We start from the raw sequence: 21,994 nt of genomic DNA, 5'->3' as shown, positions 1-21,994 counted from the left end.
CGTGTCTGACAATCTTTTTATCGGTTACTGCGAATACGAGCCCTGCAATCACACCCGGATCATCTGCGAAGCTGTCGCACAGAATGGGGGCTGGCAAAATGCTGAGATGGAGCGCCTCCTGCCGCCTCTTGGAAAGGTCTTTGCGCCATCCTTGGCCCTTGCACGCAAGGGGCAGTATCTTGCCGTGACTTCCAAGCCCAACCCACGTCACGTCGATGCTGAACGAGATCAGTTCATCGTCGACCAGCATTCGTCCCCTCGCGAGGTTATCGATATGCGGGGGGTGCCTCTGGAAGAGATCCGTTTCAAGGTTCTCGATACCGGATTTGATGATCTACCCTACGGAACCGAAGAGCTCATCCTGGCTCTGAGCTCGCACGAATGCGTGCCCGTCCGACTTGCTCTCGATGTGCTGACGAACAGGCTTGTCGCGCAACCGGGAACATTCAAGATCCATGTATTCGATGACCGCCTGTTCGAGGGCATGCGCCTGAACGGACGTTGGAGAGAGGTCCCCGGTGAGACGGTCGGTATCGAAATCAAGCACATCGTTTGGCTGGATGACCGTAGCCTTCTGGAGGAATTGCTGAAGAAATTCCGGAAGAGCTCAAGCGGTCCATCGCGACGTGAGGAAGAAAACATCATCCGGCAACTTGTAGCCATGGAAGCCTTCCAGAAAGAGACGTGGGCTGATGCCGAGTGGCTCGACTGGACAACCGGCTTCATTGGACGAATCCAAGATCACGTCGCGACCATTCCACTGATCGCAGAACATCTTCTGGAGACGCCTGAAGTGCGCGCGCAGGTGGAACGCAGCGTGGTTGCTCGGACGAGGGAGCTTGAAGAAGGGATGCGGCAGGAGATCCGGGCGTCCCTCTCCTCCGAGATGTCAGAGCTCGAGATCCGGAAGGCCTCGCTTGCGGAGGAACTGGTCGAAGCGGAGGCGGGACTCGTCGCGCGGCGTGCCGAGATCGCAGCGATACTAGAGGAAGAGGAGGCGCTACTGGAACTCTGCCGTCGGGAGGCTGATGAGCTGCGCGAGCAACAGGCCACACTCCGTAGCCAAATCGCCCAAGAGATATTGGCGCTCGGGGGCGTACTGGAGGATGCAAGCATGGAGCGTGACGAAACCTTCGAAGCCATGCTGGACCGGTTCCGGTCAGCTGTAGGTGCTGATGCGAGACTTCTAACTCCGACCGACCCGAACCTTCCCCCCTGGATCGCCCCACGACGCGGCGCGGCAGAGCCGCTTTCCATCGAGGACTTTACCAAGAAGCTCAAGCGGATCGCGAACGAGGTCGGCATAAGCGAGGATGATTTCGAATACTTCGACCTCGCCCTGCGCTCGGGGGCATGTGCTGTTTTGCCAACGCCGGCGGCGGAGCGGATGATGCCGGGCTATGCGCGTCTAGTCACTGGGGGTGAGATCTTCCGCGATGTGATCGGCCCCGGCACAATCGCTCTGGACGACCTCTGGACACGCCCTGGCAACGGTGAGCCTGGAGGGCTACGGATGGCATGGACGGCAGCGCGGCGCACACCTGAGCGGTATCACCTACTCTGGCTTGATGGGCTCGACATGGCGCCGATGAAACTCTGGCTGCCGAGTCTACTCGACATTCTGCGCGGCCCGGAGCGCCCCCGCAACCTACTGATCGCTATGAGCCTTTCCGCGCGGCCTGCAGACCACGGCATGACTTGGCCCGAATTGACCCAGTCTGCTCTCTGTCTCGCCCCGGCCCTGCGGGTTGCCTCGGCGGGGAGCTTGCTGAGAGAGGCTTCGGGACGTGAGCGGCAACTTCATTTCCTGCCCCACGCGCCCCACGATCTCCTGGAAAAGGACGCACTTGAAGACCGTATCGCGGACAGTGAAATTGGGACGCCCGTCGAATTGGCGTTCGAGATCGGTCTCCACCGTGCCGCCTGCCTATTTGGCGCGTCGGAGGAGACTATTTCAACGCGCGTGACACGACTGAACGGATTGCGTCGCACTGGTGAGACATGGCTGAACGGCCTTCTAAAGGAGCAAGAAAATGCTTGATCCCCTCGGCGCCCATGGCGAGATCTTGAACCTATTTCTGTCCTACCTCGACACAGCCTTCCGGATAGGCCGATCCGATCTCGCAGCAGCCCGCCGAGAGCTGCTTGCGGCACCGGATGGGCTTATGCCGGAGCCCTTTCTCGAGCCAGTGCCGCGCTACCGTGCCTCCGATTTGAGCTTCGAGGATATGGTGACGGCTGGAGCTGGATCCCCGTTGTGCGATTTCTCGGAGGAGGAGCGCGTGGCGATCGTGGAGATGTTCCTTTCTGGCCTCTTTCCGGGTGACGATAGTGATGGCCGATTGGCACGCCGCTCCCGTTTTACGCCCTATAGCCATCAGGTAGAAATGCTCACCCGCGGCGTCCGCCCCGGACAACCCGGCATCGTCACTTCGGGCACCGGTTCGGGTAAGACAGAGTCATTCCTATTACCAATCCTCGCCAGCATCACGGCAGAGGCGACCCGCTGGCCAGCGCCGGCGGCCGGTTATTGCCATACCGATTGGTGGAAGGCCTCCCGCAACGAGACAATTATGCCGGATGGCAAGACGCAGCAGAAGCCCCCCGAATTCACTGCGCATAGGTGGGCGGAAGGGACAGGAAGACCTGCGGCGTTGCGTGCTTTGCTACTCTATCCAATGAACGCACTGGTTGAGGATCAGATGGTCCGCCTGCGCAAAACGCTCGATAGCCCCGAGGCGAAAGCGACATTGGACCGGCGTGCGCGCGGCAACCGGATCTTCTTCGGGCGCTACACCTCTGCAACGCCAGTTCCCGGCCATCTGAGCCACCCACGGCGGACTGATCAAGGTGAGAAAAACGCGGCGCGGACGCGTAAACGCAAGGCCGCTCGGATGCTGCGAGAAATCGCTGCGGATCAGGAACTCGCCCGCACTTACGATCAGCAGAATCCGGACCAGGATCCTACGCGCTACCTGTTCCCGTCTATCGACGGGGCAGAACTCGTTTGCCGTTGGGACATGCAACAGACGCCGCCGGACATCCTGGTCACGAACGTCTCGATGCTCAGCGCCATGTTATCGCGTGAGGTCGAGGCGCCGATTTTTGACGCCACCCGAGACTGGCTGGCGCAGGACGAGGATGCTTATTTCTATCTCGTTCTCGACGAGCTCCATCTGATCCGCGGCTCAGCAGGGACCGAAGCCGCGGCGCTGATGCGCCTGTTGATAACCCGTCTCGGACTGGACCGACCAGAGCTCCGGCACAAACTACGTATCCTCTCCTCTTCTGCCTCGCTGCCACTCGAGGGCGCCGAACGGGAGCAAAGCCTAAAGTACCTGTTTGATTTTTTCGGTCCCTTCGGCACCTATTCCGCCGGGGCCGAGAACGGAGCGACGAGTCCTGAAGACTGGGCAGGCAGCGTGGTTCCCGGCACGATGCAACTTCCGGAGCGGGGGGCTGGGCTTCTCGATTCGGTCCCCTTCTCGGATCTGGCGCGTCTCCTATGCCCCGAAGGGCACTTCACCGGAGCGCTGATATACAGGCCGGGCGAGGAACCGGCCCTAGACGAGATCGTGTCTCGCTGCGGACGCGCATTGGGAACGCCGAGCGGCGCCTTCACGGATGTCGTCACGCAGGCTGGACGGCGTCTGGCCGCCGCCTGTGTGGACAAGAGCGGCGCATTGAAAGCCGCTCCGGCCAGACAGATCAGCGAGTCTCTCTTTGGAACGACGGCGGATCTTCTGGCTTTGCGCGGACTAACCATCCTGCGAGGGATGGGAGACGGACAAGACGATCTACCCAACGATGTCCCGGCCTTCCGGCTACATCTCTTTCTTCGGAACCTTGAAGGTCTATTTCTAAGCCCGACGCTGAATGATGCAGGCAAGGTGGAGTACGAGAACCTGACTGTGGAGCGCGGCGCGAGCCATGCGGAGACCTCGCGCGGAACACAGAGGATGTTCGAGCTCTACTACTGCGAGGTTTGCTTCGCCGAATTCATCGGCGGAAGACGTGGCAAGACATCAGATTTTACGGCTGGGACGGAAATTCTACCGACGACGAGCGATCTGGAAGGACTGCCAGACATTGGCGGCGAAACAGATTACGAAGCCCTGAGCCATCAGCAGTTTGTGCTGTTCCTCCCCAGGCTCACGGAAGTGCAAGCAGGTGAAAATGAAGATGAGCGGTGGCCCGAAGCCTGGCTGGATCCGTCCAATGCCCAGCTTCTCGATAAGGCGCCGACCGCGCAAGACGGATGCATTCCAGGTCGCATCTTCAATCTGAGGGGGCAAGCCGCCCAGCGTCCACGTTCCGCTGGCCCCAATGGTTGCCCATGTTGTGGAGCCGACTATTTCCGGCGCAGTGAGAAATTTCGCAAGTCACCGATCCGTAGCTTCCGCACCGGTTTCGCCAAAACCTCGCAACTTCTAGCTTCTGAACTGCTCGAACTCCTGAAGAGGTCCGGCACCCAGCCCAAGGCTGTTGTGTTTTCGGACAGTCGACAGGATGCAGCGCGCGCGGCCATCAACGTTGAGCGTGGGCATCATGATGACATCCGCCGGCGCCTGCTCGTGGAGGAAATGCGAGCCATCGCAAGCACTCCGGTGTTGGACGTCAAGAGCTTGCGTCGGATGCGGGACGAGGCTGAGGACGCCGGCGATGATGAACTCGTGGATGACCTGAATGAGCATATCAGACAGGCGCGAAACACAAGAGATTCCGATCGTATCCCGCTGTCCGAAGTCATCGAGGTCGCCGACTCCGGCAAACCAGCGGCAGGGCGGCTGCTTGCAGGCATGGTCCGCATCGGCATGCACCCAACGGACGACACCGGCGTCGAACGCCTGAAGGGAGGAGAGAACGGCTCGCGGCGCTTCTACGACTGGTTCGAGCTTTTCGATGAACCCGATGGCGTACCCACTTGGGCGCGGAACGTGGACGTCCAGGATAAGAGCGCTGCGCGCAATCAGGTTGCAGGTGAACAACGCACACTGGTTGAGGATGTAATTTTCTCCCGCAACTACTTCGCGCTGGAGGAAACCGGACTCGGCTATCCCTGCCTGACGGCTAAAGCGGGTCCTCGTAGTGACCGGCTCGATGCCCTGCTGCGCGTCCTGGCCGACAGCTACAGGGTTCAGGCCAACAAGTGGGTCCAGGATAACTTCAAGGAGTGGCACGAGGCGCGGGATATCCCGAGCCGCGGTCGCGTTCGCGCCTTCCTCAACGCCCTCGCCCTGCCGGAGGACGAGATCACCGGCCTACTGGATGAGTTGAAGGGCCTCGGGCACAGCGGCGGCATGATCCGGATCGAGCGGCTTTTTGTAAAGGTCGTTCCTCCCGATGCACCGGTCTTCGAATGCCAGACCTGCCATCGCGTTCATCTGCACAAAGGGTTCGGAGTTTGCACCCGATGTCACGATCCGCTCCCGAAGGAGGCTAATGCCCAGGCCCGAGATATTCGGAAGCGCAACTACATCTCGCGTAGGCTCGAGACCGCATTGAGCGAAGATCAGGGTGTCTTCCGGCTTCGGTGCGAGGAATTGACGGGACAAACTGGCTCGCCTGCCGACCGGTTGAGGCGCTTCAAGGGGATCTTCGTTGATGCGGCTGCCGATAGCCTTATCCGACGGGCAAGAGAGATCGACATGCTGTCAGTGACCACGACCATGGAAGTTGGTATCGACATCGGCGCCCTACAGGCCGTCTATCAAGCAAACATGCCGCCCCAGCGTTTCAACTACCAACAACGGGTCGGGCGAGCGGGGCGGCGTGGTCAGGCATATTCGATCGCGCTAACTCTCTGCCGCGGGCGCAGCCATGACCTGCACTACTTCCGCAATCCGAAGGCCATCACCGGAGATGCCCCGCCACCACCGTTCCTGACGCAGGATCACCTTGATATCGGGCGGCGCCTGATACGAAAGGGCTGGCTTGCGGCGGCATTCGCGGGCCTGCGTGCGGCGCTGGGCGAAGGCTATCCCGGCGACATGCTGCACGACATCCACGGCGAATATGTCCCGGTCGACTCCTATTTCGCAACAGAGAACGGCTGGCAGGACCAGCTGCTCCAGGCGCTCAGCCGCTCCATCGACACACGAGACCGGCTGGCCGCCAGCATCGGCGCCGGCTACCCAGGCCGCGCAGCCGACTTCCTGACGAGCCTGTCCCCGAAAGAGCTGATCGACGCCATCGAGGCCACGCGTCCACCAGCAGGCAGGGCAGCGCCCGAGGGCCTTGCAGAGCATCTCGCCGAAGCGGGGCTGTTGCCGATGTTCGGCATGCCAACCCGCGTGCGCAATCTTTACGTCGGCCCGAAGGCCTCGTCTCGAGATGCCGCCGGCTGGGACACCGTGGACCGAGAAATTGATCTCGCGATCTACGAATTCGCCCCAGGTCAGACGCTTGCACGAGACAAAATGTTGCATACCCCCGTCGGCTTCACGTCGCCACTAGGCCTGTTGCGACGAGGCAAGCATGGAGACTGGGAAATTACACCCGCCCCACTGAAGGAGTGGTGGAGCGAGACGCAGACGATTGCGGATTGCGAGAAGTGCAATGGTATCACGATGATTCAAGCCGGTCAGAACATTTCCGAGCTGACCTGCGCCGAATGCGGCAATCCTCTCTCCGGCGAAGCCGTGGAGACCTATCATTCCCCTGCTGCCTTCCGGACGGATTTCAAGCCGCAGAAATCGGACGGAATGGAACAGTTTCCCCCGCTGCTCCGCCGGGAAACTGCCTCCATCATTTCGCCGATGACCGCCAAGGATGTACCCGGTGCCAACATGATCCTTTCGTCGGGGTCGGAAGCACAGATCATCCGGCGGAATCGCGGTCCGCTCGGGAAGGATGGCACGCCGGAACCTTATCCGCTTGTTTCCCGGACACAGGGACAGACGTGGTTTGAGATGGAAGGTGGAAAGCCGCAGAAGGTCTCGCGGGTACCGCATCAGGCAATCTTGGAGGCCACCTCCCGTCAGTCCGGCTCATGGTTTGAGGAGCAGGACGGGTTCGCCCCCCGTTCCGTCCGACTCTTCTCGCGCAAGCGCACAGATGCTCTGACGATCACGATGCAGCGTATGGCCCCTGGTCTAGCCCTCAACCGGATTGGCGGTAACAGGAAAGATGTCACCTTAACCAGCCTACGGGCGGCGGCGATCAGCGCGACCCACATGCTGATCCAGCGTGCCTCATTGGCCTTCGACATCGATCCCGACGAATTCGAGCCTCTGGAGCCACGATCAAACGATGATCGCCCAGTTCTCCAGATCGCGGATGTACTGGTGAACGGTGCAGGCTTCTGCCGTCGGCTTGCAACCAGCATCGGAGACCGCCCCTTCGTCGCTACCCTAATTCAGTCGATGCTGAACGATCTGGAAGACCCACTGACCTCCCGTTTCCAAGCTAAAGCCCACCGTCGGGACTGCGGCCTGGCTTGCTATCATTGCATCCAGAGATACGGGAACCGGCACTATCACGGCCTTCTGGACTGGCGTCTCGGGATGAGCTTCCTGCGCTGTCTGAACGACTCTGCCCATGACGTCGGCCTTAACGGAGACTTCTCGGTACCGGAGCTTGCGGATTGGAGGACGCTTGCCGACCGCGCCGCCGAGGATCTGCGCCGTCTGTCACCTTCGACCCGGCGTATCGATCAAATCGGTCCGAATGCTCTGCCTATGGTGCTCTGCGACGAGGCGGGACATAAAGAAGCTTTCGCGATTGTTCATCCGTTCTGGGACCGAGCCATGCTGACAAACCGCCTAGCGGAGCATCTGGATCCAGGCCATTCGCTCTATCTAATCGATACGTTCGAGGCGTCCCGCAGACTTCTAACAGCAGTGGATCACACGCGATCCGTGCCGAATGCATGAGCGTGTTCTGTAACAAGCGCGCCAACCGCCGACCACAGATCACGCTCCCGACGCTACGCGAAGGCGGCGTGGTCATTCTCGACAATTCGTCGAGCCCCAAGGCGCCCGGCGCCCCAGCAGCCATGAGCAGAATCGGCGCTAGATTCCTCTTCCTGCCGCCATACTCACCCGACCTCAATCCGATCGAATTGGCTTTCTCGATACTGAAGGCGCTGATAAGGAAAGCGACCGCGCTAACCTTTGACCAACTCTGCGCAGCCGTCGGCCAAGTCTGCGACCTCTTCTCCGAAGAGGAGTGCTACAACTAATTCACCGCCGCAGGGTATGAGGCTGATTAACCGCGCCACGCTCTTACGCGGACAGTCTTCTGTAAGGCTCGGTAATAAGCAATGGAGGCGCCGATCCCGTATTATCGAGCCCAGAAATGGGTCTGCTCGGTTTTCCGGGTGCATTTGAAGGCAGAGGGGATCCGCCTCGTGGCCCTATGCTCTCTCGCGAAACACCAGCAGAGAACTCTACGAGAGAGATTGGCTGATATCTCCGAGCTCTGGCTTCCTGGACCGCCGAAGTCCTTTCCTCGGGAATACTACCCGCTAGGAATGGCGCCGCAACTTTCGACTTCCCCACTTGCTATAGTAGCCGCTCCAGATCTACCGCGCCTCTCTCTTCGGGTGTAGACCGAGAAAATATGGTGTAGCCAGGATACTGCGACTTACCGCCTGTTCCCATTGTTCCCGGCTATATCTGAAGCAGAGCTCAGTTTTTTCCGGGCCAGATCGGAGCATCATGCGAAACCATTCCTATAATTGTTGAGTGGTAACAGTGGGAACATGCAGGCATATGTCATGTCTCCCATGGGGCAAGGTAAGGAATAGTTCTATTATATATCAGCACCTTACGTGGGCGGCTTGGAGGTTATCCACATTCTCGGGCTCCGGCCCTCTATGCGATCACACTCAATTGCCCGATATTTACTGGCACGAACCGAGATCAACATCCGAGGAAACGGAACGGGCAGCAAGCTTCCAAACATAGCGCCCGTTCCGCCTAGTCTCCATCGGCACAGTCTCACAATCGAACCCACCCGGCAAGGCATCGCTTTTCCGGAACAGATAGGGAGTGCCCAATGCACCCGTCCGAAATCGGCATCCGCCGCCCCAAGCGTTCGTCCGCGCCGCGCAAGGCCAGCGTCACGACCCGCGACACGAATAACATCTTCCAGCGCGTGAACGAGGCCGCGGCCGGCCAGCTCCGCCAGCTCGCGGAAAGCTGGCTCGGCAAGACGCGGCTGAGCGGCGAGAATCTTTTCGCGCTCAATCCCGTCCGCGCCGACAAGAATATCGGCTCTTTCGCAATCAACATCCGCAAGGGGGTCTGGTCGGATTTTGCGACAGGCGACGCTGGGGGCGACATCATCTCGTTTTACGCTTACATCCATGGCGTCAGCCAGATCGAGGCAGCCCGTACGCTGGCCGAGAAGCTGGGGGTGCGCGGATGACCCGTCCTTATCTCAAGCACCTTGCCCGCGTCCTGCGCACGGTCCCGGAGGGCTCCAAGCCGGTGCCCGCGATCCCCGACGATTTCCCGGAGCCCGACCTGACGTCGGGTGGTGTCTCCCCGACGGCGGCCTACGTTTACCATAACGCGGATGGCCGGCGTGCCTTTGTCGTCAAGCGGACCGAGACGAGCAAGGGCAAGCAGATCCTGCCCCTCTCGGTCTGGCAGACGCCTGAAGGCATGCGCGACTGGTACGCGAAGGCGTTGCCCGTTTCCCGCCCTCTCTATCGTCTGGCAGACGTTCTGGACAATCCCGGCAAGACCGTCCTGATTTCTGAAGGCGAGAAATGTGCGGATGCAGCAGCGGCATTCACGTCATGGGCGAGCGTCACATGGTCCGGCGGGTGCAAGGCCATCACCAAGACGGATTTCAGCCCGCTTGCCGACCGTTCCGTCCTCATCCTTCCCGATCTTGACGACGCCGGCGCGACAGCGGTCGACACCCTGGTTTCGGTGCTGAAGGAAGTTGGGGCAGGTTCTGTCCGAAGGCTGGACATGAGGGGCCTTGCCGAACGCTGCGGCTACGAGGCCGAGTCGGGGTTCGACATCGCTGATGCGATTGCCCTCGGGCTTGAGGAAACGCGCTTTTCCCAGCTGCTGGAAGATTCAGCAGTGCTGGCATCGGCGGAGGAGGTCGCTCTCGCGATCGGCAAGAGCACATCGACCGAGGGTAAGCGGGATCAGATTCAACAGGAGGTGATGGATCTGTTCGGCATCGACGCTGACAAGATCGGGGGGCCCTTCGCGCTTTCGAGCCATGGGGTGATCAAGCAGGATGTGGACCGCCGCGGCAATCCGATTGATATTTTTGCTGGCTCGCCGTGTGTCGTCCTGGGCCGCACAAGAACGGACGATACCGGACCCGGTTGGGGTTTCCTGATTGCCCTGCGCACACCGCTGCAGCAGTGGGAGACGGTTTCGCTTCCCGCGCGCCTGCTCGCGGGCGACGGTCGTGAACTCCGCGAGGTTCTCGCGGCTTCCGGAGCAATCGTGCCGCAGGACCGGGCTGGGCGGCAGGCTCAAGCTGAATTTATCGGCTACGCGATGCACGGGCCCATCGTGCATGTGGCGACACGCCCCGGCTGGCACGGCGGCAGCTTTGCCCTTCCGCAAGGGAATGTCTTGGCGGAAGATGCCGCACAGGATCTCATGCTCGACATGGGCGTGCGGCAGCATTTTCTGAGACGCTCGGGCACGTTGGAAGGTTGGCGCGAGCTGGCGCGTTATGCCGAAAACAACAGCCGCGCGTGCTTCGCGATCAGTGCTGCCTTCGCGCCTCCTTTGCTTAGGATCATGGATCGCCAGGGCAACGGGTTCAATTTCTTCGGCGAGAGCTCGCGCGGAAAGACGACCGCCCTGATGCTTGGGGGTTCCGTCTGGGGTGGTGGCGGCAAAGACGGCTTCGTGCGTAGCTGGCACTTGACTGACAATTTTGCCGAGGCCCTCCTGGGCGAGCACAATGACTTGCTGCTGGCGCTGGATGAGATGACGTCCGCCACGCCGGAACTGGTCAGCCAGCTCAACTATCTCTTCGCCAACGGTCATGGGAAGGGGCGCGCGAACCGAGACGGATCGGCGCGGGCGACACTGCAGACGCGTCTCATCGTCCTGTCGAGCGGAAAGAATGCTGCAGCGGATCAGGTGGAAAGCGGTCAGGGGCGGACCCGCATGACTGGTGGCCAGGCTGTGAGAATGATCGATATCCCGATCGAATACGAGGAAGATCAAAGCTTCGAGAATCTGGCCGGTTTTGATAGCTCCGGCGCGTTTGCTGAAGCTCTCTCCGGGCTTGCGAAGACGCACTACGGTCATGCAGGGCCTGCATTCGTCGAAGCGATCATTAACCGGCAGGCCGAGGTCTCGCTAGAAGCGGAGGGGATCATTCAAATGATGATCGACAGCCTCGTCGAAGAGGGGGACGATCCGCAGGTCCGGCGTGTCGCTGCGCAGTTTGGCATGGTGGCTGCTGCGGCCTCAATTGCCAGTGACATGGGTATTTTGCCCTGGCAGAGCACAGCTGGCATCAAGGCCGCTGCCACGTGCTTCCGGGCCTGGAAGAAATTGCGTGGCGGTGGTGGATCTCATGAGGAAATGAAGGCTCTCAAAAACCTGAAGGCGTTCTTCGAACTTCATGGCCGGACCCGCTTCGAGAGAATTTGCGGCAGTGACGATGGCCAGGCGGAAGACGTGCCGAGCCGGGCTGATGGCTTTGCCGTCCGAGATCGCTGTGGATACTTTGAAGAGCGGGAAGACCAGGGCAAGGGTCCCCTCTACTACATTCTGCCGGAAGCATTCCGGAACGAAGTCTGCGGCGATCACAACACTGATCTGGTGCTGCGGATTGCAAGGAAACACGGAGCTCTCCACCACGACAAGGATGGCCGGCGCTGGCAGAAGAACAAGCGTCTTCCGGACTTCCCGCAAGGCAAGAAGGTCTATGTCCTGGAACCTGATCAGCTGCCGTAAGGGAGAGTGGATGGCGTTCGAATCCAGCCCCGCGTTGTTCATCGGCGGCGGCGTGGGGCCGGTATTAAGTACGCGATCGGTGTTGGAATGGCAGTGCTGAGTGAATGGAATTTCGGCGCCGTCGCAGCTATCATTCATGCGATGGCAAAATTTTTTCCGGAAGTCATCTGTCTGACCTGCTTTTCCGTCCAGGCCAGTTCCAAGCATCGGGTCGCCCTCAAGAGCCCGCTAAATGACTCCGTCTCAATCCGTTTTTCATTATTCAAACTCCTCACGAAAGGGTGATCTAGATTCGCCGTAATGCTTTTCATTTCAGAAAAGAGCGCAATAATTTCAGTTCCTTGCCACCTTTCTGCCGATTATTCTGTCTTCATCATCGGGCGGGATTGAGCGCCCTATTATGAAGGACGAAGACATGAATGAGCAGGCGCTCAGGGAAAACCTGGATGAGGTCAGGACGGAGCTCGACGGCAAGGCATATGTCTACAGCACCTCGATCTGGAAGGATCGCCGGATTTACCTGAACCTGGTCGGTGCGAACCGCACTTTTGCCGGAGATCGCAACTTGAGGGTCTTCTTCGATGAGAAGATCGGATGGGTCTACGAGGGTTTCAAGGGCACCATGAGCACTGCCCACACCTCTTCGTTTGATGCCTTCTTCGCCGAATACCAGCCTATCCGCCGTTGAACGGAAATTAATGAGGAAACAGAAGATGAAGATCCAGATCAACGAGAAGAACCGCCACAAGATCAACGTCGTGCTGTCCGAGACCGCCGGTAACGCCTACGCGCACACGATCAGCGTCTACTACGAGCTCGAGGAACTGGTGCAGCGCGCGGAGCAGAAGCTCGATGCCTCGGGACTGCTGGTGAAGGACCGCCGCAGCGCCCGCCTGACTTTTTCTCCCGCCGGACCCGGCTCGGCATACGCCAAGAAGTCGCGCAACATCACGACCACCAGGGTCATCATTGAGCGTGGCGCCAACGGCTGGCTCCTGAAGAGCGTCGAGCGGATCGAGAAGCCCTCTTATCAGAAAGAGGGCTGGGACATGGAGATCACCGCCGAGCAGGCGGGAATCATCACCGCTCACGCGATGAGCCACTACTCCATCGCCGCATGACACCAGTCTTGGCTGGGGGGAAGTCTTCCTTCCCGCCGCCACATTAGATGAAGAGGAAGAACGCATTACACAGCGCACCGCCGGAAATTGGCTTGATGGCCTCGAGACCGACCCGAACGCCGACTACATCCCGGAACACGCGCACTAGCCGAAAGGCCGAGAAGCTCGCTACGGCGCTTCGGGCCGCAGAGTGCCCCGACCCCTTCGATCTGCCCGCCGGCGACATCCCGGAATACACCGTCACCCGGCACTTCTCAAAAGGGGTCTCGTCGTGGACTGTGACGACGTTCGGGCCTATCCCGGATTCCGGCGTCCATCTCGGGGGGGCGGACGCATATCACACGAGCCTGCACCATGACCCGCTCGAGCTTGCCTACATCTTGCTCGACGGCTTCGACTACGACGGCTGATCACCAGTCGCGCCCACCACCACGACCCACCAGGCCCTCTAGTTCGGGCGCCTTAGATTGGTGGTCGTGGTCCAAGTATAACGATCTCAACAGACAGGCAGGCCGACAATGATGAAGATCCAACGCATCAATTCACGCGATCGACGGGGAGCCGCCATGCATGAAGCCGGACACATCGTGATCGCCGAACATTTCTGTGTCGATGTCGCCCGCGCAGCGATCTGGCCGACACCGCGCGCGAATGCGCTAGACGAGAAAACATGGCTTGGACGTGTCCAGATCTTCGCTGGCTCTGAGAGCAGACCGGACGTCTGGCGGGCAATCGGCGTCGCCGGGGCTGTCGCGGAGGCGATCTGGTTCGAGCGCGATGATAGAGCCGTCGAGGAAAACTATTGGGAGTTCGTCTTCGACGAGCCTGCCGCGATGTCGCCAAGCGACTGGAAGCTCTGCCGCGCCGAGCCCGAGATTGACGCTGACGGGCTCGCAGCGGCAGCAGCCGTGGTTGCCGACCTCCTCCTAGGAGAGCTTCGTGAAAAGCTGATCAAGGCAGCGCGCCGACTGATCGTCGAGGCCCGCATGGAACGCGCCCGAAAGCTCAAGTGCTTCGATGACGGCAGCGAGGTTGCCGCATGACTGTCAAATTCGTCGAGAGGACCCGGAAGCGCGCGCTCTCCATACTCGCCCACATCAAGAAACTTCAGGATGAAGAGTATCTGATGACCCCGGAGTTTGCCCGGAGCCAGGCCGAGATCGTACGGGCAATCGACATCTCGCAGGAGATCGAAAGCTGGATGTCGGACCTCGCCAACCTCCTCCCCATGGGGGCCTGCACGTCGATGCCGATGAAATCATTGCGGCTCGAACTCCGGGATGCTTCGAAGATCCGTCGACCGAGTTCGTTGAAGGTGTCAGAGCTTCGGCGCAAGATCGATATCACGATGAGTGCGCACATCGCGATGCTCCACGCTCGTGAGCATATACGGGACCTGGGGGCAGAGCTTCGAGAATTGGATGCCTTCGCATCCGGAGCAGATCGGCGGTCCTCGTTCATCGCTCATCGGAATTGGCGGACCGTCGAAACCGGATGGAGGCTCCAGGACTGGCATTGGACGTATATCCTGAAGCTCGAGGTCGACGGCTTCTGGTCTGGGATCATCCGGCCACCGAGGCAGGAGGGCGTGTTCATCGGGCGGTTCTCCAAGAGTCTCGTCGAGGCCCGCGGAGATCTCTTCGACGCGGCAGAGAGGATGCGGCAGAACTGATAGATTCACCGCGTACCCCTGCCGCTGGAGCGCTCCACGGGATGGGGTGGACGCTGGGCAGTTAGCGAGTGCCGCGATGTGAAAACCCCGCAGCCTCGGGCGCCGCCCTTCTTGCGGCGTGATCGAGCAGCGAAAAGCCCCGCTGAATTGGCGGGGCTTTTTCTCATTCGGCTGCGATCTTGCTCCTGGAGCTCTCCTCGATCAGCTGGCGGATCGTTTGGCCGATCGCACGACCGAGCAGAGGAGGGACCGCATTCCCGACCTGGACGTACTGATCTGTCCTGGATCCGGAGAACTCGAACCAGTCCGGGAACGCCTGCAGCCTGGCAGCCTCCCGCACCGAGATGGCCCGGTCCTGTTCCGGGTGGATATAGGCCCCCCAATGAACATCGCATTTTGTGAGGACCGTGCAGGACAGACCGTTCCAGGTCATCCGGCCGTACCGCTTGGTGTGGTCCGACCGCTTCGCCCGCTTCATGCCGGCAGGCAGGAGGTCGAACGGGATGTCGCGCCAGCTGCCGCCGGGCGGGATGTGAGCCATCCGCTCGACGTTGATCTTGCCGAGCTTCGGGGCGCTGTGATTGTGGACGGTCCGAGAAGCCTTCGAGCGAGCATACTTCTGGAAGTCGCCCCAGGCCGGCTTGGCGTAGCCGACCGGGCCGCGATCCTCGCCGTTCTCGATAGCGACCAGATCGCCAATCGCGTCTTTGATGGTCGTGAACGGCTCCAAGCCCTCACCATGAGTGGGCTCAGGGTGCCGAATGGGCGCGCCGATGCGGTTGCCGATAAAGACGACCCGGCGGCGCTCCTGGGGAACGCCGAATTCCTCGGCCTTGAGGACCTGCTCTTCGACTTCGTATCCGAGCTTCCGGAGCTCGGCCTTGATCGCCCGGACCGCTTCGCCGCCGCCGATGGAGTAGATCCCCATCACGTTCTCCATGACGATCCATTCCGGCTGCATGCCCTCGACGATCCGGAGATATTGCTTGAACAAGACGGCCCGTTCATCATGCATGCCGCGCTGGTGATTGTAGACCGAGTAAGCTTGACAGGGCGGGCCTCCGGCGAGCACGGTCAACTTTCCGGGTTGAACCCCGGTGGTCTCAACCAGCTCCTCGATCGTCACATCCTCGATCGGTTTGCCGATAAACCTCGCCTCCGGGTGCGTATCCTCGAAGGTCTTGCCGGCAGCTTCAAACAGATCGACACCCGCAAGAACCCGGAATCCGGCCATCTCCAGGCCAGCGGAGAGGCCTCCGGCACCGCAGAAGAGGTCGATTGCTGTGAGGGTCATGGTGTCCGCCTGAGAATGTTCTAGTTTTGTTTTTGCCGCGCGATTATCAATGAACAATGAATCAGGCAAGTCCTTAGGGCAAGATTTTTCCGGCGATTCGGCCCTCGAATTCCTCAAGCGATACCGGGATGCCGCCCGTCAAGCCCTCAATCGCACTCTCAAGCGTGGTCCCGAACTCGTCAACGATTTCCAGCCGATATCGGTCCTCCCCTGGCTCTCGGACGAAGTCGGCGAGGAACCAGACGACATCGCAGTTCGAGAGGTGCTCGACGCGCTGCATTTCGCCCATTGAGAGGAAGAAAGCCCGGTCAACCAGAAGGGCCATCTTCTTTCCCCATCGTCTGAGCGTTGGCACTTTGATCTGGAGCTGTGGCATCAGGCGCTTCGGTCCGCTGCTCCGATAGTCCGGACGGCGACCCTCGACCGGCATCGCCGCCACGCCTTGGCGCTCTTGTATGTCCCCGAACTCGATCGCCATCTCGCGGCCCGAGAAGTAGACCGCCTGCACCTCTACGGCGCACCACTTCATTTCAGCCCCCTCCGGGGTGTTTTCGGCGACGAGGATCATGTCGATACGCCCGACATCTTCGCCGGGCGCGCTGTCCAGGTTGCCTGTCGATTCCAGAAACCCAACCTCTCCGGCCTGGCTAGGGGTAGGGTCTCCGAGTAGTCGATTGCCGATGTGCCGGAATGCGGCGTTATCCTGGTGAAAGCGGTAAGGGCAGAGGGCCCGTATCATGCCGCGATCGCCCTCCACCGGTCGAAAGGGGCCGTCATCATCAGTGTAGAGGCGCAGCGAGCATACCCCGCCAGGTTTGGTGCAGGTCGCGTGATCCATGTCAGTTCGGAAGGGGCACGGCTGTTCACCCTCCTGTTGCTGCTCGAATAGGGCGGTAAGGACATCAAGCCGATCTTGCTCGCGCGGCGTCAGCTGGGCGCCGATGACCTTTTCCTGGAGCGCTGCAAGCCTCTTGATGTCGGCCTTTTTCATCGTGTGAGCGCCGACCCGGTGCTGGGCAAGGCGGACCCGATCAATGGGGGCGATGTCCATGTACGGATGACCGTACCACTCGGCTATGTGGAATCTCTCTGCCATGAAAACTGCCCCTCAATCGGTTTTCCCGCAGAAGAAACGGATTCCCATTGAATCTCAAGGTTTTCGGGGCAATTCGTCAATGAGCGCCTGACTGACAGGATTACCGTTTGGAAACGAGGCCGCTCCCCAAATACCCCTGCCGCCATACTGCGGCTACATGAAATACAAGCGATTTCAGAGGGTTGTGGCGGAGACGAAGGGATTCGAACCCTCGAGACCCTTCCGGGCCTACTCCCTTAGCAGGGGAGCGCCTTCGACCACTCGGCCACGTCTCCGCTGACCCGTTTAGAGGGGCATGAGCCGGGAAACAAGGTGAAAAAGGCGCTTTTCTGATCTCTCATGCGACATGCATGATAATCGGTCTGCTCTCCGGTATCGCCGACGGGGCCGCGGGGATTTGACACGGATTTGCCAGCGGCATCCGCGGGGCTTTTCCGTGTGTTCGGCCAACGCAGAACAAGGGTCTGGCCTCATGGCATACGGACTTTCGCGTGAAAGCTGTGCTTTCCGGCCTCGGCGCGTCGGCGCCCGCCACAGCCGTTTCTGCCTGTCGATCGGGCCGAATTCGGACACGCGTCTCTTCAAAGCGATCTGGACGTCGCGGGTGCGTTCAGACGACTTCAGCGCCATTTTCGATTTCACACGCAGAGGGCCCGCGCCGGTCCGAACGGCTTAGGTATTGAACAGAAAGTGCAGCACATCGCCGTCCTTGACCACGTAGGCCTTGCCCTCGGCGCGCATCTTGCCTGCGTCCTTGGCCGGTCCCTCGCCGCCCAGCGACACGAAGTCGTCGTAGGCGATGGTTTCGGCGCGGATGAAACCCTTTTCGAAATCGCCGTGGATCACCCCGGCCGCCTTGGGGGCAGAGGTGCCGGACTTGATGGTCCAGGCGCGCGCCTCTTTCGGGCCGACGGTGAAATAGGTCTCCAGGTGCAGCAGCTCGTAGCCCGCCCGGATCAGCCGGTCGAGACCGGCCTCGGTCAGCCCCATTTCGTCAAGGAACATCTCGGCCTCTTCGCGGTCAAGCTGGCTGATCTCTTCCTCGATCTGGGCAGAGATGATCACATGAGCATTGCCCTGGGCCGCGGCCATTTCGGCCACCTTCGCGGAAAGCGCATTGCCCTCGGCGGCCTCCGCCTCGCCCACGTTGCAGACATAGAGCACGGGCTTGGTCGTCAGCAGCTGCAGCATGCGCCAGGCCTTGCGGTCTTCTTCGTCCACCTCGACGACGCGGGCGGGCTTGCCCGCTTCCAGGACCTCCAGCGCCGCGCGCATCAGGCGTTCCTGCTGAACCGCTTCCTTGTCGCCGCCACGGACCTTGCGGACGATGTTCTGCAGGCGCTTCTCGATGCTTTCGATGTCCGCCAGCATCAGCTCGGTCTCAATAGTCTCGGCGTCCGCCACCGGGTCCACGCGGCCCTCCACATGCGTCACGTCGCCGTCTTCGAAACAGCGCAGGACATGGGCAATGGCATCCACTTCGCGGATGTTGGCCAGGAACTGGTTGCCCAGCCCCTCGCCCTTGGAGGCCCCTTTGACCAGCCCCGCGATGTCGACAAAGGTCATCCGGGTCGGAATGATCGACTTCGACTTGGCAATCTCGGCCAGCTTGTCCAGCCGCGCGTCGGGTACGGCGACCTCGCCGACGTTGGGTTCGATGGTGCAAAAGGGAAAGTTCGCCGCCTGCGCCGCCGCCGTGCGCGTCAGCGCGTTAAACAGCGTGGACTTGCCGACATTCGGCAGCCCGACGATACCCATTTTGAAACCCATGATGCGGCCCCTTGTTCTTGCGTCTGCGCCCTCCTAGGGGGTCAGCGGCGCGCGCGCAAGTCCTCGGCGCGGGCGGCCCGTTCGCGCGACGAGAAGATCAGGAACCAGGCCAGCAGAATGAACATCGGGTGGGTCAGCCCACCGCTGAACAGCAGGGCCGGAATCCAGATCAGAAAGATCACGATTCCCAGAATCGGGTGCCCCGTCAGAAAGATCGAGAGCGGCGGCAGCAGTATGGCGAGCAGGTAATTCATATCCGGTATATAGGTGCGGTTCTACCGGAGGGAAGAGGTGCGCTCAGTCGAAAAGGTCGAATTCCTGATCCCGGAACGTGCCTGCGCAGATGTCCCTGGGCAGATTGCCATGTTTGGCGATCCGCAGGCGCCGGTTCGCGCCTTGCGGGGTCGTTTTTCCCGCAGGTCCGACCGACGTGCCGATAAGGGGGGTAGCCGCACCGCAGGCACCTCTTTACCGCAGAACGCCGGGGCATGAGCTGAACAAACATCCAGGACTTTGCCCGGAAACAAGTGAAAAGGGGCTTCTTCCCGCCATGCGGGTGCGCCGCAAAATCCGCGCCGGCGTCGATGCTGCCGATTGCGTTTTGCCGCGAGTTTGGGCATGCAGCGGTACCAGTATTCCGAAAGGCCAGCCCATGACCCGTATCGACGCGAAATTCGCCGCGCTGAAATCGCAAGGCCGCAAGGCTTTTGTCTCGTACATCATGGCGGGCGATCCGGATTACGACAAATCCCTTGAGGTGATGCGCGGCCTGCCCGCCGCCGGGGTGGACATCATCGAACTGGGCCTGCCCTTCACCGATCCGATGGCCGACGGTCCCACCATCCAGCTTGCCGGTCAGCGCGCGCTGGAAGGCGGGATGACCCTGCGCCGCACGCTGGAAATGGCAACCGCCTTTCGCGAAGGCGACGATGAGACGCCGATCGTTCTGATGGGCTATTACAATCCGATCTATTCGATGGGGGTCGATGCATTCCTGAAGGCGGCAGCAGAGGCTGGCATCGACGGCCTGATCGTCGTCGACCTGCCACCGGAGGAAGACGACGAACTGTGCCTGCCCGCGCAGGCGGCGGGGCTGAACTTCATCCGGCTTGCCACGCCCACCACAGACGACAAACGCCTGCCACGGGTTGCCAGCAACACGTCGGGCTTTGTCTACTATGTCTCGATCACCGGCATCACAGGCTCGGCCGAGGCCGAGGCGGCGGATGTCGCCCCCGAGGTCACGCGCATCCAGAAGGCGAGCGGCCTGCCCGTGATCGTCGGCTTCGGTGTCAACACGCCGGAGAAATCCCGCGCCATCGCCGACGTCGCGGATGGCGTCGTCGTCGGGTCCGCCATCGTGTCGCGCATCGCGAAGGGCGACAGCACCGCTGATGTGCTGGCCTTTGTGAAAAGCCTTGCGGACGGCGCGCACAGCGCCTGACCACCCGGTCCGCGCAGCGTTCGCGGTTTCGGAACATCAATATTCCCACGCCCCGCCTGCCGGGCACGTGACGCCGGACGGCATCGCGCGACGGTGCGATCCATGTCAGCCGCGCGCCGCGGCCCGGCCTTGCCGTGTCCAACAGACATCAGACCCGATGTGCCGTGATATTGCACGACACGGGCAGAACCTTTCGATTGCCATCAAATTGGCAAATTGGTAAGGAAAGCGAACCAATACCGGAGCTTCCCCATGCCTGTCATCACGAATATCGACGATCTCAAGCGCATCTACGAGCGCCGCGTGCCGCGCATGTTCTTCGATTACTGCGAATCGGGCAGCTGGACCGAACAGACCTTTCGCGAGAACACGTCGGATTTTGAAAAGCTGCGCCTGCGCCAGCGGGTCGCGGTGGACATGTCGGGCCGCAGCACCGCCAGCCAGATGATCGGACAGGACGTCGCGATGCCCGTGGCACTGGCCCCCGTGGGGCTGACGGGCATGCAGCGCGCGGATGGCGAGATCAAGGCCGCCCGCGCCGCGCGGGACTTCGGCGTGCCTTTCACCCTGTCCACCATGTCGATCAACTCGATCGAAGATGTGGCCGAAGCCACGGGCGCGCCCTTCTGGTTCCAGCTTTACACGATGCGGGACCAGGATTTCGTCCGCCGCCTGATCCAGCGGGCCAAGGACGCGAACTGCTCGGCGCTGGTCATCACGCTGGACCTGCAGATCATGGGCCAGCGGCACAAGGACCTCAAGAACGGCCTGTCCGCCCCGCCCCAGCTGACCGCGCGCACCATCGCGGACCTTGCCACGAAATGGCGCTGGGGCATCGAGATGCTCAGCGCCAAGCGCCGGAACTTCGGCAACATCGTCGGCCACGTCCAGGGGGTAAAGGACAATTCCAAGCTCGGGTCCTGGAGCGCGGAACAGTTCGATCCGACGCTGGACTGGAACAAGATCGCCAAGCTCAAGGAGCAGTGGGGCGGCAAGGTCATCCTGAAGGGAATTCTCGACGCCGAGGACGCCAGGATGGCGGTCAAGGTCGGGGCCGATGCCATCGTGGTGTCCAACCACGGCGGGCGGCAGCTTGACGGGGCGCTCAGCTCAATCGCCATGTTGCCGTCGATCCTGGATGCGGTCGGCGACCAGGTCGAGGTACATCTCGACAGCGGCATCCGCTCGGGACAGGACGTGCTCAAAGCCATTGCGATGGGGGCGAAGGGCACCTTCATCGGGCGTGCCTTTGTCTACGGGCTGGGGGCCATGGGCCAGCAGGGCGTGACCACCGCGCTGGAGGTCATTCACAAGGAGATGGACGTGACCATGGCGCTCTGCGGCGTTACCAAGATCTCCGACCTGGGCCGCCACAACCTTCTGATCCCTGAGGACTTCGGCGGGGTCTGGCGGTCCTGACGCGGGGCGGCTAGGTCGTGTTGACATTCATTGTCGACCACCCGCGCGAGACGGATTTTGCCGCTGGCGCCCTGATGTGAGCGCAGCAATGTGATCATTGGAAGCGAACATCCGGGATGGCAGAGGCAAAATCCGCCGCGCCCCGAAGGAGTTTCGCCAAAATTGCCCATTTCTGCGTTACAGCGTCCCGCCTTTACTTTAAAGTAAATCACGTCGCCAATGTCCCGAGAGCGCGTAGCGCGGCAGGGTATTGGCGCTTCAATTTCAAGGCGGGGCGCGCA

15 protein-coding genes and 1 tRNA gene are annotated in these 21,994 nt (G+C 61.0%); 11 read left to right on the top strand and 5 right to left on the bottom strand.

The features are described 5' to 3' along the window. The first annotated feature begins 1 nt into the window (after position 1). From FIU94_RS09350 to FIU94_RS09310, 9 genes are all read left to right on the top strand, one after another. Positions 2-2,041, top strand: a complete 2,040-nt coding sequence (locus tag FIU94_RS09350; protein ID WP_152465550.1) for a hypothetical protein — start codon at positions 2-4, stop codon at positions 2,039-2,041. Further along, positions 2,034-7,874 (top strand): DEAD/DEAH box helicase, encoded by a 5,841-nt coding sequence (locus tag FIU94_RS09345; RefSeq protein ID WP_152465549.1) that lies wholly within the window; start codon positions 2,034-2,036, stop codon positions 7,872-7,874. Before FIU94_RS09350 ends, FIU94_RS09345 begins: the two co-directional genes overlap by 8 nt. After that, positions 7,871-8,182 (top strand): transposase, encoded by a 312-nt coding sequence (locus tag FIU94_RS09340; RefSeq protein ID WP_152465548.1) that lies wholly within the window; start codon positions 7,871-7,873, stop codon positions 8,180-8,182. Before FIU94_RS09345 ends, FIU94_RS09340 begins: the two co-directional genes overlap by 4 nt. An 818-nt stretch (positions 8,183-9,000) precedes the next feature. Continuing rightward, positions 9,001-9,372 (top strand): CHC2 zinc finger domain-containing protein, encoded by a 372-nt coding sequence (locus FIU94_RS09335; protein WP_254702496.1) that lies wholly within the window; start codon positions 9,001-9,003, stop codon positions 9,370-9,372. After that, the gene (locus tag FIU94_RS09330; protein ID WP_152465547.1) at positions 9,369-11,897 is read left to right on the top strand and encodes a DUF927 domain-containing protein; all 2,529 of its coding nucleotides are present in this window, start codon (positions 9,369-9,371) and stop codon (positions 11,895-11,897) included. Before FIU94_RS09335 ends, FIU94_RS09330 begins: the two co-directional genes overlap by 4 nt. A gap of 415 nt (positions 11,898-12,312) precedes the next feature. Then, positions 12,313-12,585 carry a hypothetical protein gene (locus FIU94_RS09325; RefSeq protein ID WP_152465546.1) on the top strand — a complete coding sequence of 91 codons (273 nt, stop codon included), beginning with the start codon at positions 12,313-12,315 and terminating at the stop codon, positions 12,583-12,585. Between the two features lie 25 nt (positions 12,586-12,610). Then, positions 12,611-13,018, top strand: coding sequence for a hypothetical protein (locus tag FIU94_RS09320; protein WP_152465545.1), 408 nt, complete (start codon positions 12,611-12,613; stop codon positions 13,016-13,018). A gap of 518 nt (positions 13,019-13,536) precedes the next feature. Continuing rightward, entirely contained in the window at positions 13,537-14,061 is a 525-nt protein-coding gene (locus FIU94_RS09315; RefSeq protein WP_152465544.1) for a hypothetical protein, read from the top strand. Next, entirely contained in the window at positions 14,058-14,690 is a 633-nt protein-coding gene (locus tag FIU94_RS09310) for a hypothetical protein (RefSeq protein ID WP_152465543.1), read from the top strand. Before FIU94_RS09315 ends, FIU94_RS09310 begins: the two co-directional genes overlap by 4 nt. Before the next feature lie 163 nt (positions 14,691-14,853). Here FIU94_RS09310 and FIU94_RS09305 read toward each other — a convergent pair whose 3' ends face one another. From FIU94_RS09305 to FIU94_RS09285, 5 genes are all read right to left on the bottom strand, one after another. Beyond that, positions 14,854-15,984, bottom strand: coding sequence for a DNA cytosine methyltransferase (locus FIU94_RS09305; protein ID WP_152465542.1), 1,131 nt, complete (start codon positions 15,982-15,984; stop codon positions 14,854-14,856). 73 nt (positions 15,985-16,057) lie between these two features. Next, positions 16,058-17,080, bottom strand: a complete 1,023-nt coding sequence (locus FIU94_RS09300) for a NotI family restriction endonuclease (protein ID WP_152465541.1) — start codon at positions 17,078-17,080, stop codon at positions 16,058-16,060. 185 nt (positions 17,081-17,265) lie between these two features. Next, positions 17,266-17,355, bottom strand: a tRNA-Ser gene (locus FIU94_RS09295). Between the two features lie 397 nt (positions 17,356-17,752). Continuing rightward, a complete protein-coding gene (ychF, locus tag FIU94_RS09290; protein ID WP_152465540.1) occupies positions 17,753-18,850 on the bottom strand; it encodes a redox-regulated ATPase YchF in 1,098 nt (365 codons plus the stop codon). A gap of 41 nt (positions 18,851-18,891) precedes the next feature. Further along, positions 18,892-19,104: a hypothetical protein gene (locus tag FIU94_RS09285; RefSeq protein ID WP_152465539.1), complete on the bottom strand. Its 213-nt coding sequence runs from the start codon at positions 19,102-19,104 to the stop codon at positions 18,892-18,894. Positions 19,105-19,502: 398 nt separating this feature from the next. Between FIU94_RS09285 and trpA the strand changes: the two genes are divergently transcribed. Further along, positions 19,503-20,294, top strand: a complete 792-nt coding sequence (trpA, locus tag FIU94_RS09280) for a tryptophan synthase subunit alpha (RefSeq protein ID WP_152465538.1) — start codon at positions 19,503-19,505, stop codon at positions 20,292-20,294. Between the two features lie 252 nt (positions 20,295-20,546). Continuing rightward, a complete protein-coding gene (locus tag FIU94_RS09275; RefSeq protein WP_152465537.1) occupies positions 20,547-21,713 on the top strand; it encodes an alpha-hydroxy acid oxidase in 1,167 nt (388 codons plus the stop codon). Positions 21,714-21,994 lie beyond the last annotated feature (281 nt).

The sequence above is a fragment of the Sulfitobacter sp. THAF37 genome (genome assembly GCF_009363555.1).
Classification (GTDB): domain Bacteria; phylum Pseudomonadota; class Alphaproteobacteria; order Rhodobacterales; family Rhodobacteraceae; genus Sulfitobacter.
Note: the sequence above shows the minus strand (reverse complement) of the source record. Positions and strands in the feature narration are given on the sequence as shown.

Bases quoted from the DNA above. Each gene is read 5' to 3' on its own strand.
- FIU94_RS09275 (WP_152465537.1), top strand. From the start codon at position 20,547: ATGCCTGTCATCACGAATATCGACGATCTCAAGCGCATCTACGAGCGC.
- FIU94_RS09330 (WP_152465547.1), top strand. From the start codon at position 9,369: ATGACCCGTCCTTATCTCAAGCACCTTGCCCGCGTCCTGCGCACGGTC.
- FIU94_RS09305 (WP_152465542.1), bottom strand. From the start codon at position 15,984: ATGACCCTCACAGCAATCGACCTCTTCTGCGGTGCCGGAGGCCTCTCC.
- trpA (WP_152465538.1), top strand. From the start codon at position 19,503: ATGACCCGTATCGACGCGAAATTCGCCGCGCTGAAATCGCAAGGCCGC.
- FIU94_RS09340 (WP_152465548.1), top strand. From the start codon at position 7,871: ATGAGCGTGTTCTGTAACAAGCGCGCCAACCGCCGACCACAGATCACG.
- FIU94_RS09310 (WP_152465543.1), top strand. From the start codon at position 14,058: ATGACTGTCAAATTCGTCGAGAGGACCCGGAAGCGCGCGCTCTCCATA.
- FIU94_RS09285 (WP_152465539.1), bottom strand. From the start codon at position 19,104: ATGAATTACCTGCTCGCCATACTGCTGCCGCCGCTCTCGATCTTTCTG.
- FIU94_RS09335 (WP_254702496.1), top strand. From the start codon at position 9,001: ATGCACCCGTCCGAAATCGGCATCCGCCGCCCCAAGCGTTCGTCCGCG.
- FIU94_RS09300 (WP_152465541.1), bottom strand. From the start codon at position 17,080: ATGGCAGAGAGATTCCACATAGCCGAGTGGTACGGTCATCCGTACATG.
- ychF (WP_152465540.1), bottom strand. From the start codon at position 18,850: ATGGGTTTCAAAATGGGTATCGTCGGGCTGCCGAATGTCGGCAAGTCC.
- FIU94_RS09315 (WP_152465544.1), top strand. From the start codon at position 13,537: ATGATGAAGATCCAACGCATCAATTCACGCGATCGACGGGGAGCCGCC.
- FIU94_RS09325 (WP_152465546.1), top strand. From the start codon at position 12,313: ATGAATGAGCAGGCGCTCAGGGAAAACCTGGATGAGGTCAGGACGGAG.
- FIU94_RS09320 (WP_152465545.1), top strand. From the start codon at position 12,611: ATGAAGATCCAGATCAACGAGAAGAACCGCCACAAGATCAACGTCGTG.
- FIU94_RS09345 (WP_152465549.1), top strand. From the start codon at position 2,034: ATGCTTGATCCCCTCGGCGCCCATGGCGAGATCTTGAACCTATTTCTG.